Origin of the sequence: Vibrio natriegens NBRC 15636 = ATCC 14048 = DSM 759 (assembly GCF_035621455.1) — a bacterium.
Lineage (GTDB): Bacteria > Pseudomonadota > Gammaproteobacteria > Enterobacterales > Vibrionaceae > Vibrio > Vibrio natriegens.
The window spans coordinates 1,141,895-1,157,090 of record NZ_CP141823.1 but is presented as its reverse complement, the minus strand read 5'-3'; the positions used below and the strand labels follow the sequence as shown (position 1 = coordinate 1,157,090).

At 45.1% G+C, this 15,196-nt stretch carries 14 protein-coding genes; 8 read left to right on the top strand and 6 right to left on the bottom strand.

Translation table 11 applies throughout. The features are described from left to right. Positions 1-7: 7 nt before the first annotated feature. Positions 8-823 carry a MerR family transcriptional regulator gene (locus tag VER99_RS19605; protein ID WP_020333418.1) on the bottom strand — a complete coding sequence of 272 codons (816 nt, stop codon included), beginning with the start codon at positions 821-823 and terminating at the stop codon, positions 8-10. After that, positions 813-1,763: a YbgA family protein gene (locus VER99_RS19600; RefSeq protein ID WP_020333419.1), complete on the bottom strand. Its 951-nt coding sequence runs from the start codon at positions 1,761-1,763 to the stop codon at positions 813-815. Before VER99_RS19600 ends, VER99_RS19605 begins: the two co-directional genes overlap by 11 nt. 398 nt (positions 1,764-2,161) lie before the next feature. Here VER99_RS19600 and deoD point away from each other — a divergent pair, with 398 nt between their 5' ends. From deoD to VER99_RS19565, 7 genes are all read left to right on the top strand, one after another. Further along, positions 2,162-2,872, top strand: a complete 711-nt coding sequence (gene deoD / locus VER99_RS19595; protein WP_014234920.1) for a purine-nucleoside phosphorylase — start codon at positions 2,162-2,164, stop codon at positions 2,870-2,872. A 61-nt stretch (positions 2,873-2,933) separates the two neighbouring features. Beyond that, on the top strand, positions 2,934-4,403 hold the full coding sequence (locus tag VER99_RS19590; RefSeq protein WP_014234921.1) for a hypothetical protein: 1,470 nt from the start codon (positions 2,934-2,936) through the stop codon (positions 4,401-4,403). A gap of 147 nt (positions 4,404-4,550) precedes the next feature. After that, entirely contained in the window at positions 4,551-6,035 is a 1,485-nt protein-coding gene (locus VER99_RS19585; protein WP_020333420.1) for a hypothetical protein, read from the top strand. Then, a complete protein-coding gene (locus VER99_RS19580) occupies positions 6,019-7,602 on the top strand; it encodes a GGDEF domain-containing protein (protein ID WP_020333421.1) in 1,584 nt (527 codons plus the stop codon). Before VER99_RS19585 ends, VER99_RS19580 begins: the two co-directional genes overlap by 17 nt. A 403-nt stretch (positions 7,603-8,005) precedes the next feature. Next, the gene (locus VER99_RS19575) at positions 8,006-8,383 is read left to right on the top strand and encodes a DUF3302 domain-containing protein (RefSeq protein WP_014234924.1); all 378 of its coding nucleotides are present in this window, start codon (positions 8,006-8,008) and stop codon (positions 8,381-8,383) included. Further along, positions 8,383-9,516, top strand: coding sequence for an HlyD family secretion protein (locus tag VER99_RS19570; protein WP_020333422.1), 1,134 nt, complete (start codon positions 8,383-8,385; stop codon positions 9,514-9,516). Before VER99_RS19575 ends, VER99_RS19570 begins: the two co-directional genes overlap by 1 nt. A 226-nt stretch (positions 9,517-9,742) precedes the next feature. After that, positions 9,743-10,291 carry an ECF-type riboflavin transporter substrate-binding protein gene (locus tag VER99_RS19565; protein WP_014234926.1) on the top strand — a complete coding sequence of 183 codons (549 nt, stop codon included), beginning with the start codon at positions 9,743-9,745 and terminating at the stop codon, positions 10,289-10,291. 106 nt (positions 10,292-10,397) lie between these two features. On the opposite strand, the gene VER99_RS19560 is transcribed toward VER99_RS19565, so the two are convergent. The 3 genes from VER99_RS19560 to napG form a co-directional block, all read right to left on the bottom strand. Next, positions 10,398-11,579, bottom strand: coding sequence for an MFS transporter (locus VER99_RS19560; RefSeq protein WP_020333423.1), 1,182 nt, complete (start codon positions 11,577-11,579; stop codon positions 10,398-10,400). A gap of 92 nt (positions 11,580-11,671) precedes the next feature. Next, positions 11,672-12,526 (bottom strand): quinol dehydrogenase ferredoxin subunit NapH, encoded by an 855-nt coding sequence (gene napH, locus VER99_RS19555; RefSeq protein WP_020333424.1) that lies wholly within the window; start codon positions 12,524-12,526, stop codon positions 11,672-11,674. After that, positions 12,526-13,296, bottom strand: coding sequence for a ferredoxin-type protein NapG (napG, locus tag VER99_RS19550; RefSeq protein ID WP_020333425.1), 771 nt, complete (start codon positions 13,294-13,296; stop codon positions 12,526-12,528). Before napG ends, napH begins: the two co-directional genes overlap by 1 nt. Positions 13,297-13,684: 388 nt before the next feature. On the opposite strand from napG, the gene VER99_RS19545 reads away from it, so the two are divergent. Further along, positions 13,685-14,185, top strand: a complete 501-nt coding sequence (locus VER99_RS19545; protein WP_020333426.1) for a GNAT family N-acetyltransferase — start codon at positions 13,685-13,687, stop codon at positions 14,183-14,185. A gap of 26 nt (positions 14,186-14,211) precedes the next feature. On the opposite strand, the gene VER99_RS19540 is transcribed toward VER99_RS19545, so the two are convergent. Continuing rightward, positions 14,212-15,189, bottom strand: coding sequence for a phosphotransferase (locus tag VER99_RS19540; protein WP_020333427.1), 978 nt, complete (start codon positions 15,187-15,189; stop codon positions 14,212-14,214). Positions 15,190-15,196: the final 7 nt, after the last annotated feature.

Sequence of the window (15,196 nt, the reverse complement as noted above, 5' to 3'; positions counted from 1 at the left end):
TGTCTCCTTAGCTATTCTCTGCCTGTTCAAAATGAAGCTTCTCTATGACTTCTGAACATTGAATCTGGTTGGGGAATTGCGTTCGCATCGCTTTTAACACCTCAACCTGTTTGGCTGGTAGTGCTTTATTAGAAAACAAAAATATACGTTGATAACGATCGACAACCTGATGCTCTGCCAAGCCTGAAATGTCATTAACGTTAGCAATTAAGGTTGTGTGATAACCTTGCTCACAACGTATTGCGGCTTGAATCCAACTCTCTGCTTCTCGGGTTTGTTCAAAGCAAACCAGCAAACACTTTCCTTTTGAAGATGCCTTGTTTTCAGAGTCAACGATAAGGGCCAACCGTTTGATCAGGCATGTCTGGAACAACCCCATCTGTATTGAGCGCAGCGATCCTTTCACGAGATCTAGCGCTTCAAATACCGGCTCAATAAACTGCTCAACGACTAAATTGAGAGGATACTCCTTCATTACCGATGACAGTACACTCTCCGTCTTGGCATGATTCAGATCAGATAATGCAGACAGCAACGTTTCCACTTCTTCTAAAGTCGCAGGCTCAGCGCTCATGTCTAACTCATCGGCTTTTCCCAGTAGGCCTTTTACCTTGCCAATTGCGATGCCTTTCGCCAGCCAACTTTGTATCTCTTTAATCGTGTCAATATCCTGCTGGCGATACAAACGATGCCCTTTATCTGTCCGCTGCGGCTGAATCAAACTGTATCGCCTTTGCCAAGCTCGCAAAGTGACGGGCTTTACTCCGGTTATCTCTGCAACATCTCTAATTGCGTACAGTTTTCCTTCTGAACTACAAACCATAACGTAATCTCATCTCCTGCGGGTGCGGCTCTAAAAATTTTTGTTTCTGTAAATACTCGTCTGGGTAAGTATTTAGATAGTGTTTAATCAGTGTTAGCGGTGCGAGCAAAGGCAATAGGCCCGTGCGATAATCGTGAATAACCGTCGCTAACTCTTCTTTTTCGTCTTTAGTTAAGGCACGTTTAAAGTAACCCTGAAGGTGCATCAATACATTGGTGTTATTTTTTCGACTGGCACGGTTCGAAAGTGCCTTCATTAGCCCCAAACGATACTCTGCATAAAAATCTTCAATCTCGTAGTTGGCAACTTCTGCCACTAAACGGCCCAACGCTCGGTATGATTCTGGGTGATGGGCCATTAGCGTTAACTTATAACGAGAGTGGAAATCAATAATTTTGCCACGGGTCGGCTCACCGGCCATGGATTGATAAAAGTCATTCAGGCAGTAAACGCGAGTGATGAAATTCTCTTTAAGCACAGGATCATTTAAGCGGCCATCTTCTTCAACTGGCAACCATGGCATCTTTTGCATTAGCGTTTGCGTGTACAGCCCCACCCCTTCTTTAGAAGCATTATTCTTGCTGTAAACTTTAACCCGTTCCATACCACAAGTAGGCGACTTGGCACACACAATGTAGCCACATAGCTGCTGCTCCTGTAACTCATCTACTTTATTAGCCGAGTACGCCAGCATGTTGTCAGTGTGATCATTCTCAGGATTTTTTGTTTCAACCAACGCGACTCGCTCTGCATCAGAAATCAGACGAATAGTAGGTCGAGGTACAGGCATGCCAACGCCAACCTCTGGACAAACAGAAACGAAATCGAAGTAATTGCTGAGCTCTTTAGTCACAAAGTTGCTGACCTTATGGCCAGAATCAAAACGAACACGCTCACCAAGTACACAAGAACTGATACCAACTTTGATTGAAGATTCCATAGTAACGCCATCCCTATACAAAAGGTTTTGTTGTATAACTTATAGCAAGTTAGTTTTCATTGTACAAGAAAATAAATTGTACAATTTAATCGTTTTACTTAGCTAATTTGAATTTCGATCACCGATAATCAAAAAAGAATTTCCGCTCAAACCAGCAATTCTGTGTGCGCCGTCAACAAACCTGCGTCAAGCAAATCGATTGCCTTTTTGCTTTCAACAGATTTAGTTATAATGATTAGTGCTAGCTTCCATAAGGGCGCTTTTTGTGACCAACCTCTCAAGGGTAAGGTGTACTCCCCGATATTATTGCCTCAACGAAAACGAACGAATTCAACAGAATTGGTAACAGGCATCTATACTAGGGTCTGTTTTATCAAACAAAACTTTGGAGAGCACTTATGGCAACCCCACACATCAACGCACAACCAGGTGATTTCGCTGAAACAGTTCTAATGCCTGGCGATCCTTTGCGAGCTAAATACATTGCAGAAACGTTCCTGGAAGATGTGAAGCAAGTTTGTGACGTTCGAAACATGTTCGGCTTCACTGGCACTTACAAAGGCAAAAAAGTATCAGTTATGGGCCACGGTATGGGTATCCCATCATGCTGCATCTACGTACACGAGTTGATCGCTGAGTACGGCGTGAAAAACGTTATCCGTGTTGGTAGCTGTGGTGCTGTCCGTGACGATGTAAACCTGATGGACGTTGTTATCGGTATGGGTGCTTCTACAGACTCAAAAGTTAACCGTATCCGTTTTAACAACCACGACTTCGCGGCAATTGCTGACTACGGTCTGCTAGAAGAAGCAGTAAAACAAGCTCGCCAGCAAGAAGTACCAGTTAAAGTGGGTAACGTGTTCTCTGCTGACCTGTTCTACACACCAGAAGCAGACATCTTCGAGAAGATGGAAAAACTGGGTATCCTAGGTGTAGATATGGAAGCGGCAGGTATCTACGGCGTAGCTGCTGATTTAGGTGCTAAAGCACTGACTATCCTAACGGTTTCTGACCACATCATCCGTGGCGAAAAACTAAGCTCTGAAGAGCGTCAAAAGTCATTCAACGACATGATGAAAGTTGCACTAGAAACCGCAATCAACATCTAAGTCATTTGTTATTTGCAGCCAGTGCCTGACTGGCTGCCCGAATTACCCAGAGGGGGCGATCGTGTCTAACGGCGAACTGCCAAAAGATGCAGATGGGTTACAACTCAACTTTTGTAAAACATTGGCGTGTGACAACTTTGGATTGAGTGATGCAAAACGTTACGTTCTGCAACATGCTAACCCCAAGCGTCCGGCGATGGTATGCCGTGAATGTGGAGCTTTCCCCCCCTTACTTAACAATCGCGATGTCGTGAACGAACTTCATCGTCTGCGGCACGTTCATAGTGACGGCCTACCTGCTTGTCGCAATAATGACTGCGATAACTTCGGGCTCTCAGTCCATACTCATAAACACCTCTACCACGCGTTCGGTTACAGTGGCGATCGCCAGCGTTACCGTTGTAAAGCGTGCCAAAGTACCTTCGTCGATAAGTGGTCCGGTGCGAACAAGAAGCTACAGTTCCAAGAGAACCTGATGGCGCTGCTATTCACGGGTTACTCTGTCCGCGAGATCTGCCGCAAACTCAGTATCAACCCGAAAACGTTTTATGATCATGTAGATCATATTGCGAGTCGCTGTCGCCGTAAATTAGCGACGATTGATGCTCGCTGGGTAAACCATGCAAATCGCTACGAGTTAGCGTCAAATTACATCGCTTTACAGCCGAAGAGTAACAACGGCGTATACTGGATCGTCTCCGGTGAAGCGCATTCCGGTTATATTCTCTGCCAACACGTTAACTACGCTTCTGATGAAGAGCCAACGGGTAGCGTTGATCATAACCCGTACGATCAGGTATCTCGTTTTGTCTCACAAGAGTACACGGCAGAAGCCAGCGAGCCACCAGCGGCGCCCTCAAGCAAACTTCGTGAACGCATCGACCAGAAATACCAGACCATTTTGGCTCGCGGTAATGTGGAAGATCCGCTGGGGAATCTGGCCGTATTTCATTACCCATCAAAAGGCGCGATTATTCGACCACCTTATACTTCGTACGCGCATTATTTACATGTCCTCGATATGTGCAGCCCGAGCAAACGCGTGTCTATCTACATGCCTCAGGATCCGCTGCTTCGCTCTGCGGCATTGAGCGTCTGTTTGTCTCGTATTAAAGAAAAAAATATTGATTTAATGTACGTCGACGAAGATCCGGCATGGGACATGCGATTACCATTCGGTAAAATTGATATTGCTTATATGAGTTGGTGGCGAGACCGTTGGGCTATCTCTAACCAAGGAGATAACAGCAAGGGCATTTGTTACCTCGCAGGTGATCATAATGAGCCTGAAAAATGGTTCAATGTTGCAACAACACGACAAGTGCAATTCTACCAAAATCGATTCCAGCTACTTTTTGAAAGCTTCATCAACGAGCCGCGTCGCAAATTAAGACCTGGAGGTCTATTACCTCTTTTAGACATCTTCAGAGCTTGGCATAATTTGTGCTATCAAGATAAAGAAGGTCTCACAGCGGCGCAAAGGCTCGAAGTTACTGACGCACCTTTGACGATTAAACAGCTCCTATCCTAACCATCTAAATCATTAGGAGTGCTTACGATATCAATGAGATCTCCTGATGATTTATGAAGTAGTACTTGATCTGCTCTCGTAATGAAATGCGCACCTAGCGATAAAGTTAAGGTGTAAATTCCTGCTCGATGGTCATGGATGTAAACGTTGGATAGAAGCAAAACTCAGCTAGCATGTGAGCTAGCACTGCTTAAAGAGCAAGTTAGTTCTCAACCCAAATCCACTCTGCGTAAAGCTGAGCAATTTCGTGTTACCGCAGAACAAATGCTGTTTAGCGAAGGCGAAATCCAAGCCTTACTTATCATGTCACACTGTTGCTGGTGTGCTATGGATTATCGTCAAGGGCTTAAGCTTATAAAGACCGCTTACGATAAGCAGAGCCGGCTTGAAAACGACGACCACCTTCCAGAGATTCTTCACACCTTTGCGCTTCAGTACTGGGGGCAAGCCAAATATTTCTCAGCTCAGAAATACTGGATTAACGCACTCGAACAGTCCGTCCTGAACAATAACATCGAAGTCCAACTTGAATCTCTGATTGGGCTCGGTAACGTTTGGCGTATCACCAATCAACACAAACTTGCCACATCAACGCATGAGCTAGCCGTAAAAGTGGCGAACAATGTCCGTATCTCCAGCCTGGAAGGAAAAGCCCGTATCTTACTAGCATGGGATTACTACCTGCAGAAGGATTACGTCAAGATGTTAACTGTGCTTGATGGCGCAGCCGAAGTGCTAAAAGATCATCAAGACTCGACTTGGCATGCAGAAATATGGGACTTCAAAGGGCTGGCTTTACTTGGGTTAGAGAGATTAGACGCCGCAGAAGTTGCAACGAAAAAAGCGCATCAGATAGCTATGGAGCATGATCTGACCTGGATGAAAGCCCATTCGTCCATTAGCAGAGCTCGTCTGGAACTTCTGCATAACAATACCGAAAATGCGACAAGATTGTTAATTGCCGCCGAAGAGTCCGCCCGGCATTTTGATAAGGGTGAGTTACTTAGTCAGATTTGCTACCAGCAATCACTCGTTGCAGAAGAACAAGGTCAGTTTGAAGCCGCATTCCACGCTTTCCAAAAATACCGGAAACACTCGCTTCAAACGATAAAAGATCAAAGGCATCAACTCAGTCAGGATAAAGCGCACAGCTCCAAGCGCAAACTTGAACAGCGCGCTCGTAAACTGATCAATCATATTCGTTCTCAACATGAATACGATCCTGAAAAGAATCTTTCTAACGTTGTCTCTGAAACCTACTGGTGGGAGCAACTCGTTCTGTTCAAAAGTGAACTTACACAGTCGAATCACGCGATTATCATGATTCATCACGCCAATCCGGCTTTTTTGGATGCCTGTACTGAACTCGTTCACTCTTTAACAGCACCAACCGATTTAGTATCCCGGCTTTCTACTGACAGGCTCGCCATGTTAATAGCGGACAAAGGTCAGGCCGCCGAATCGCTATATAAAACGGTCCAGTCCATGATGAACATTTACCCATGGGAGAGACGAGGTCTGAAAGGACCAACGCCCACCCTATATTTACAAGATATTCTGACTTTCCCGTTCACATTAGAGCAATTGGAAGAAAGCCACATAGAGGTAATGAAAAATGGAACAATTGCTTAATAAAGTGACTCAGGCTGGCATTGACCCTTCATCGGTGACTGGTGAAGATGCGATAGCACTGTGGAAACATATTCGAGATCACATCGCCGAAAACCCTCTCGAAAAAGCACATTGTTATATTATCAGTGCAGAGTATCGCCAAGAGATAAGACAGCTAAGCGACAGTATTGCCGAGCTCAGACAAGCCTTGGAACATCTCACCCTACCTGAGAATGCTGAAGATATTTTGTCGGTAAAGTCGAGTTTATGTGAACATCTGGTTGATGTCGGTGATTATGATTCAGCGATGATCGAGTATATTAAATCAACCAATATCGCGGTTGATTACGGTTTTATAGACGAGTATGTATTAGCGATAGTCGGTATGGGTAACTTGTGTGATGCCTATGGGGATCACGAACGTGCGCTGCGTTTTTATAAAAAAATCGAGGCAATAGACCATGCGATCAGCAGCCGTTCCTTGCGTTTACGCTACAAGCTATACATGCTCGCGTGTTACATCAGTCTAAAATACACAGATGATGCTATGGAGCTACTCACTGAATGTGAAGAGCTCAGTATTCTGGTCAGCGATAAAAACCTCGCTGGTCAAATTCACCTTTACCGAGCCAAACTGCATCAATTGAACCATGACTATTCAAACGCTTTACTTGCACTTTCTAGTGTCCAGTATACTTCGGGCAGCTCCACAACGTTTTGGTTGTCTGCGATGGTCAAAATGGAGACAGCTTGCTGTCTCAATGGAAAAGGTAATACGGCGTTAGCAAACCTAATTATGGGTTCAGTGGAAAAGCGTATAAAGAAACACTCTTCCGCGATGCTTGCCCGCACATTTTATAATATGATGAGTAACATTAGTGCTTCTCAAGGTCAGTTTGAGCTCGCACTTGATTGCGAAAAACATGCATTTAATATTGAGTCTGAACTGGTTAGGCAAATACCTATAAGTGAGCTAGGTTCTGCTCAGTTACATCGTCTGGATCGCTTTGAATTACAGCTCAAACTTATCTTGTCAGAGATCGAAAACAAAGAGCTCAAAGAGACAACAAAACAACACAAGAATACCGTTGCTCAATTGCAGCAGGATGTTTTTACCGACCCATTAACGTCGTTACACAATCGCCGCTGGTTAGAAGTGAAACTGAAAGACTTGCTGCTTCGCGATACAGCTTTTGCTCTCATGGTGATTGATATTGACCACTTCAAATCCATCAATGATGAACTGAGCCATTTAGTCGGTGACAAAGCAATCCAGAGCGTTTCAACACATTTATCCAACTACTTTAACTTTTCAGGCGCTTCATGCATCCGCTTTGGTGGTGAAGAGTTTCTCGTCATACTTGAAAACGACAAACTAGAACATGCCGAGATCCACGCAGACCATTACCGGGAGCAAATTTATCACTACAACTGGCGTGATATTTTAGGTGAGCGCGGCCTCACGGTTTCTATCGGTATTACTGTTCACCGAGAGGGTGAAAATACACAGCGTACTTTTTACCGTGCCGATAAAGCGCTTTACCGCGCGAAAGCCAATGGCCGCAACCAAGTTTGTACCGAGTTATAAATGATCCCAAGCTTTTGAGCGACAGAACGGTTAACGTTTAAGTAATCGCCAGCATAGCAGCAGTAATTTTCTCTGCGGCTTCTCCTAAGTACTGCAATTCGTTTCCATTCCTTCCCATATAGGTCTATTACTTAACTATTAAGGGGCCAAGTTGTTTTAAACAGCCGCCGTATCAAAAGGCTGTAATTCTTCCAGACAATTGATGATTGCAATCCCTATGTAATGGGACAAAACTTTAAACTACTTTGTCTCTCAATGTGCACTATTTGAGACAGAACAAAGCATCTTGGAAGTAGCGGAGCATAACCGTCAAAAATACTTGATTCATTTATAATTGTATCAAATACTTAAGCAACTCATTTACGTAACTTTTTTCATATAGCAACAAGCACGGGTAAATAAGATGTTTCTAGACTATTTTGCACTTGGGATACTCATTTTCGTTGCTTTGGTTATTTTCTACGGAATCATCGTCATTCACGATATTCCCTATGAAATTGCTAAAGAACGTGAACACCCACATCAAGATGCGATTCATTACGCTGGCTGGGTAAGTTTGTTCACACTTCACGCTTTGTGGCCTTTCCTGTGGATTTGGGCAACATTATGGCGCAAAGAGCGAGGCTGGGGCTTTAAACAACTGGAACAAGAAACACACGATATTCATCATCGTCTTGAAGAGCTCATTGACGAAGTAAACGAGCTAAAAAATGAAGTATCAGTATTAAAGAAACAAACTCAGCAAAATCCTACCGCTGACCTAAGTAAAGAGGAAAAATAATGGATTTATTGTTGATCCTGACTTACACAGCCTTTTGTATCGCGATTTTCAAAATTTTTAAGATCCCTCTTAACAAATGGTCGGTTCCAACCGCTGTCCTTGGTGGCGTTGTACTGATAGGCACGCTCGTGCTTCTTATGAACTACAACCATCCCTTTACACAGATAGGTAATCAGATCTACCCAACCACACCTATCGTTTCTGGTGTTCGTGGCCGTGTAATCGAAGTGCCGGTACAACCAAACGAACCATTAAAGACGGGCGATATACTATTTAGAATCGATCCGACACCTTTTGAGGCCGAAGTTGCGCGTCTTGAAGCAAAAGTAAAAGAAGCGAGCCAAGGGGCTTTAGGTTTAGAATCTGGGGTTCAAGAGGCACAGGCAGGCATTATCAAGGCGCAAGCAGAGCGAGATAAAGCGAAGCGAGAGTTCGACCGCTACCAACGAGGGTTTGATCGCGGCGCATTTACCGAACAAGACCTAGATACTCGTCGTCAGGCTTATAAAGCGGCAGAAGCCACGCTAGAAGTCGCATTGCAACAAAGAGAACAAGCCCAAATTGCGCTAGATTCAGAAGTAGGCGGAGAGAATACCCAAGTTGCTCAATTGCTTGCCGAATTACGCAAAGCCGAGTTCAATTTAGATCAAACGGTGGTTCGCGCTCCGACCGACGGCTACGTGACCCAACTTGCTTTACGTCCTGGCGTGATGGCGGTACCTCTACCACTGGCTCCGGCAATGACCTTTGTTCATACAGAAGCCACCCAGTTTTACACAGCGGCCTTCCGACAAAACTCGCTACAACGACTAGAGCCTGGCTTTGAAGCTGAATTCATGTTCCGTGCGATCCCAGGCCGAGTATTCCGTGGTGAAGTGGTTGAAGTTATCCCAGCAATCGGTGAAAGCCAATTCCAGGCACGTGGGTCTCTATTAGGCACAGACGCACTTCGTACGAGTGGACGAGTGTTTGTCAAACTCAAAATTACCGATGACTTGAGTGAGTTCCATCTTCCGATGGGTACAGCTGTTGAAGTCGCGGTTTATTCAGACAGCTTCCACCACGTTTCTATCATGCGTAAAGTACTTATCCGCATGAAGAGCTGGCAAAACTATCTGTACTTAGACCATTAATACATGGACTTTGCTACATACTCACAAAGGGGCGGATATCCGCTCCTTTTTTATTTCTGCACCCTTCGTATACGTGAGTTTTATCACACACTGTTTTCAAACCGACCTCGTCCAAAGCCCAATCAATTGGGTTACTGCTAAGCTGTAATAAACAGCAAAATTATCGATAATTCAAAGTAATGTAAGTGAACGATATTCAACGCTGACTATTAAGCAGAGGCTATCTATGAATCTTTTCGGCAAAACTCTCATCGTTATCGCTAGCGGCGCTTTACTCTACGGTATCGGCGGCCTTCCTATGTTTGGCGTCCCTGTCTTTGCTAACACAACCCTAAAACCAGCCATGGCGATATTAGCCGTGTACTCGGTGTTATTCGGCCCCATTGTCGGTTTTTTGGTGGGCATTATCGGCCACTGGATCACGGATCAGTTCGCGGGTTGGGGCTTATGGTTAACTTGGGTGGCGGGTTCTGGCGTTGTCGGTCTGATTATGGGGCTCTTCCCCTACCTGACTCGTCACCGCTTAGACGACGGAGGCTTCGACAGGCAAGACGTTATACTTTTCGTGGTACTCGCACTGATTGGTAATATTCTGGGCTATGGCTGCTCAGCCTATCTTGACACCATCTTTTATGCTGAACCTTTTAATAAAGTCCTAACGCAGATGCTCATCATCGCCACAGGCAACACGGTACTTATTTCTATTATTGGCTACTTCATCATCCGAACTATAGCTAAACGCAATAAGGGCAGCGACAAGCTAACAGAGACTTAATCACACTAGCACTAAGCTTTATATCGTTCTATTCGGACACAAAAATGGGATGCCAGTGCATCCCATTGTTAAATCAGATCATCGTGAGCAGATGACTTAATAAATCTTAACTCCATCTCAGCACACGAGTTTCATTGCCTTCTTCTGGCTTGGCAGGAATGTTGAGCGAAAACAACAAACTCACTGCCGCCATACCAGCACCAATGTAGAAAACACTTGAAGGTGAAACCAGCCAGATAACACCAAACGTAACTGGAATGACAACCGCAGCAATATGGTTGATGGTGAATGCTACGCCCGCCGTCGATGCCATATCCGCCGGATCAGCTATCTTTTGGAAGTACGTTTTAATCGCTAGTGCCAAAGCGAAGAACAGATGATCAACCACGTATAGCGCTGCTGCCCATTCCGCAGTTTGAACTAATCCGTAGCCAACAAACACAAAGATCAAACCGACGTATTCAAACATCAACGCCTTACGCTCTCCGACAACACCAATAAACCGACCAATTCGTTTAGCAAACAGGAAGTTAAATAAGTAGTTAATCAAGAACAGTAAGGTGATATCCGCCGCTGAATAACCGAACTTCTCCACCATTAAGAACCCTGCAAAAACGGTGAAGATCTGGCGACGAGCCCCACTCATAAACGTCAGCGCGTAGTAGAGCCAATAGCGTTTACGCAATACCAACTTCTTGTTCTGCGGTACTGTAGATTTAAACTGAGGGAAAGTAAATGCCATCACCAAGATAAGCACAAAGCCTATCCCACCCATCACCATATAAACCGTTTGAAAATCCAGTTTAAGTTGCTCTAGCATCACCCACAACGCGCCATAGGTAACCAGAGAGGCAAGAGCACCTACCGAAATGAACTTACCAAGCATTTCTGGGGCTTCGTCTTTAGACAACCACTGTAACGAGAGAGACTGTTTCAACGTTTCGAAATAATGGAATCCAGTGGACATTAACAAGGTCGTAAAAAGTAAACCGTACAGAGTGGGAAAATAACCTGTTATTGCCGTGCCTAATGTCAGCATGGCCAGAGAGACCAGCATGAAGCGTTGCTCGCGAATAAACAGCAGCACAAATACGGCGGTAAACGACAAAAAGCCCGGCACTTCACGTACACTTTGTAACAAACCGATGTCTGAGCCATCAAAGTTTGCTTTTTCAATAACGAAATTGTTGAGCAGCGCCATCCAAGTTGAAAAGGCGATAGGCACAATAATGGAGATAAGCAATAAGAAGTTTTGCGGTGTTCTCCAGCCTTGAGAAGAGGTATTCATGATGCATCCTTTAGATATGAAGGCATCATCATAGCCCTAAATGTAACAAATTCGCAATATCATTCTAATTTGACGCAAAAGTAAAATAACGCTTAATCGATATTCTTTACGCTCAGGCGATTTTTAAATTCAAAGACGTGTTCTGGGCACACATCCAAACAACGTCCGCAGCTGATGCAGTTTTGATCCATCACCCGGCGATCTCCTTCTTTTAACGGTAACCTCAAAACCTCTGGTTCTGGGCAGACGTAAAAACAATCCATGCATTTGGTGCAAGCTTCTCGTCGTACAGCGGTAACTCTGAGAATACTCTTTCTGCCGATGACACCGTAGGTTGCTCCTAAAGGACACAGGTGACCACACCACCCATGTTCTACCAGCAGTAGATCCAGAACAAAAACGAGCCCAACTAAAACCCAACCCGCTCCCATGCCAAACACAAGCCCTCGGTGCAAAGCGGCCACCGGGTCTATCCATGTCCAGAGAATCGTACCTGATAATGCACTGCCTAACATCAAAACTGGAATTAACCAGTAGCGCAGTGATGGAGACCAGCGATAACTCGCTTTAATATTCAGTTTTCGCCGCAGCCAAGCAGCGAAGTCTGTCACCACATTCAAAGGACAAACCCATGCGCAAAATGCTCGTGGCGCAAGAATCGCATAAAACACAATAACGATGGCTACCCCTAACAAGACCTTAAACTCCGGTACATGCCCAGTAGCCAATGCCTGCAATACGATCAGCGGATCGCTCATGGGAACCGTATCGAGCAACATGCTAGAGGAAAGATTACCCGAAAAAACGCCTAGCGTTGGCCCAGCCATAAACAGCGCAATAATGGTAAGTTGGCAAAGCCTGCGTAAGATTAGGAATCGGTGTGCTCGCCACCAGCCAAACTTTTCTATTGCCTCTTTGCCTGCATCTTGAGCTAAGTTTTTAGCCATTACTTACCTCCTTTTAGAGACTCAAGTGCACCTGTCGGTACAGGGTTCTCTTCTGGAAGCACGTTCTCTAAAGGTTTATCTATTTCCTGCCAACCGAAGTTGTAATGGCTGCCCACTTTACCTTTAGCTAAGTCCGTAGGCACAACCTTAATTGCAGAAACATCCAGTACACATGCCTGCTCACATTTACCACAACCTGTACAGACCTCAGAATTAACGGTTGGGATCAGCTTAGCGTGGTAGCCTGTGCGGTCGTTGTGAATTTTTTCTAGAGTAATCGCCTCGTCAATAAGAGGACAGACTCGATAGCAAACATCACAACGTAAGCCTTGCCAATTAAGGCACGTTTCGTGATCGATGAGGATGGCGGTTCCCATGCGGGCATCATCAATGTTGGTTAATTCAGGATCGAGAGCCCCACTCGGACACGCGACCACACACGGAATGTCATCACACATTTCGCAGGGTATGTCGCGTGCAGTAAAATACGGTGAGCCAGTAGCGACTGGAGACAGTAACGTGGCAAGCTTTAACGTATCGTATGGGCATGCTTGTACGCACAACCCACAACGTATGCAGGCAGATTCAAAGTCGCCCTCTGGCAGAGCACCCGGTGGCCGGATTGGGACCCCTTTGGTTTCGCGAGCTTGACTTTGCAAAGACTGTAGCCCCAATACACAGGCTGCAGCACCAACGCCCATTGCTGTTCGAGCAGTATCACGCAAAAATCGGCGACGACTTTGGGACATTTTTGACGGGAAAGATTTCATCACGTTTCCTCAAAGAAGCTCCTTTATCAAGTTAAGCATAAATAGCCCGAAACGTACGTCTTCCCCATACCACATAAGAGGTAACTCCAACCTCTCTTGATTCAAATCAACTCTAGGCGGCTACCCACTTCACAGTTTGAAAACCCTCTTTCTCCACTAAAAACGAATTCACCACAATTGCCTATAAACGCGTAAAGTTTCAGTATAAAAATCCAACACATTTTCAATCTTGTCGGTATTTTCTGCCCTAAAACACTATATAAACTCAAAACACCACTAACATAAGCCACTAATTTTAAACGTATAAATTCACTAAATTCTAAAAAATGCTATTCAAAAACCAAAACAGTGGTTAGATTAAGGTAAAACAAATACATAGGAGAGAAGCATGGAAATAATCGTACGTCCAACCATGGTTGAAGACGCAGCAGCGCTCGTTGAAATCTATTCCCAGCCTAAAGCGCAACGTGAAACCCTGCAGCTCCCTAACCCGTCTGTTGCCATGTGGGTGGAAAGGTTATCTAACATGCCTGCTGGCGTTTACAGCTATGTCGCTGAAGTTGATGGCAAAGTGGTCGGCAATATCGGCTTTCATCACTCACAACGTCCAAGAACGTCACATACGGCTTCTTTTGGTATTGGTGTTCATGACCGTTTTCACGGCCTTGGTGTCGGCAGTAAGTTGATTGAGACAGTGACAGAGTTAGCCGATAACTGGCTCAATGTGAGACGCATTCAAATAGAGGTGAACGCCGACAACGACGCAGCCATCGGCCTCTACAAAGAGCATGGCTTCGAGATCGAAGGCGAAGCAATTGATGGTTCCTTCCGCGATGGTGAGTTCATCAATACCTATTACATGGCACGCATAAGACCCAGTAAGAATTAGAATTCAGCCTCCACATGGAGGCTTTTTCATTCAGATTGGCCTTTCAGATAAGCAATCGCTCTCGCGGTCAGCGCTTCAGTGTAGGGATTAATTTTCCAATGCTTTGGGCTCCAGCCTTTTACAAAACGCTGAAAGTCAGCCCAGGCGACAGGAAACAACGGACGCCACTCTCGCTCGACCGCTTTTGCATCAAGCTGCGGCTGGTAGATTTGAAGAGCATGCCTAAGTTCTGCGAAGTAGATATCAAGAACCCACCTTTCCATTTCTGAACACGCATCTGGCTCGACCGCACTGCTCATAAACAGCGCCACGTCCTTCATCGCACAGCCATGGCCAACATATTGAAAATCAACTGCGGCGACCAATGACTCTGTGTCATCAAAACAAAAGTTGGCTAATTTAGCATCGCCATGAACAATAGTTTGATATTTTGCGCAGGTAAGTGTGCTATCAATTAACGAAGCAACTTGTTTTAACGCTTTATCTTCTAACGCGTCCAGTTCATCTGGCCTCGTTGCCAAATGCCAATACGTTCCAATATCCCATAGCTGATGGTGGTAAACCCCGATATAGCGGGCATGAAAATGCGCCAACCAAGAAAGACAAGCCCGTAAATGTTTTTTGGACGCTTGAGCCATCACTTTGGTGAACCCCGCTTCGGCGAGATCTTCCATAACGATCAACCATTCATTGTCCGTTTGAAAGCATTTTAACCCTTTGGGTATCCGACAATGTTCGTCGACAGATTGGCTAAAGTGTTCATACCAACTGACCTCAACCTGATAAGAGTGCAGTTTACGTTGATGGGAGCGATCGGTATTCCAGCCTCTTGGGTGCTCAGATGGTTTAGGAAGTGTCACATGTTTTACAATGATTGAGCGCTTAGAGAACTTCACTCGCACCAGTTCACCGTAACCTCCCCAAAGTGACTGAATCACTTCGACTGAAGCAAGATTACCCAGATCTAGCTCATTGCCAATGTTCACATAGAGAGGGTTGATCATTTGTCCC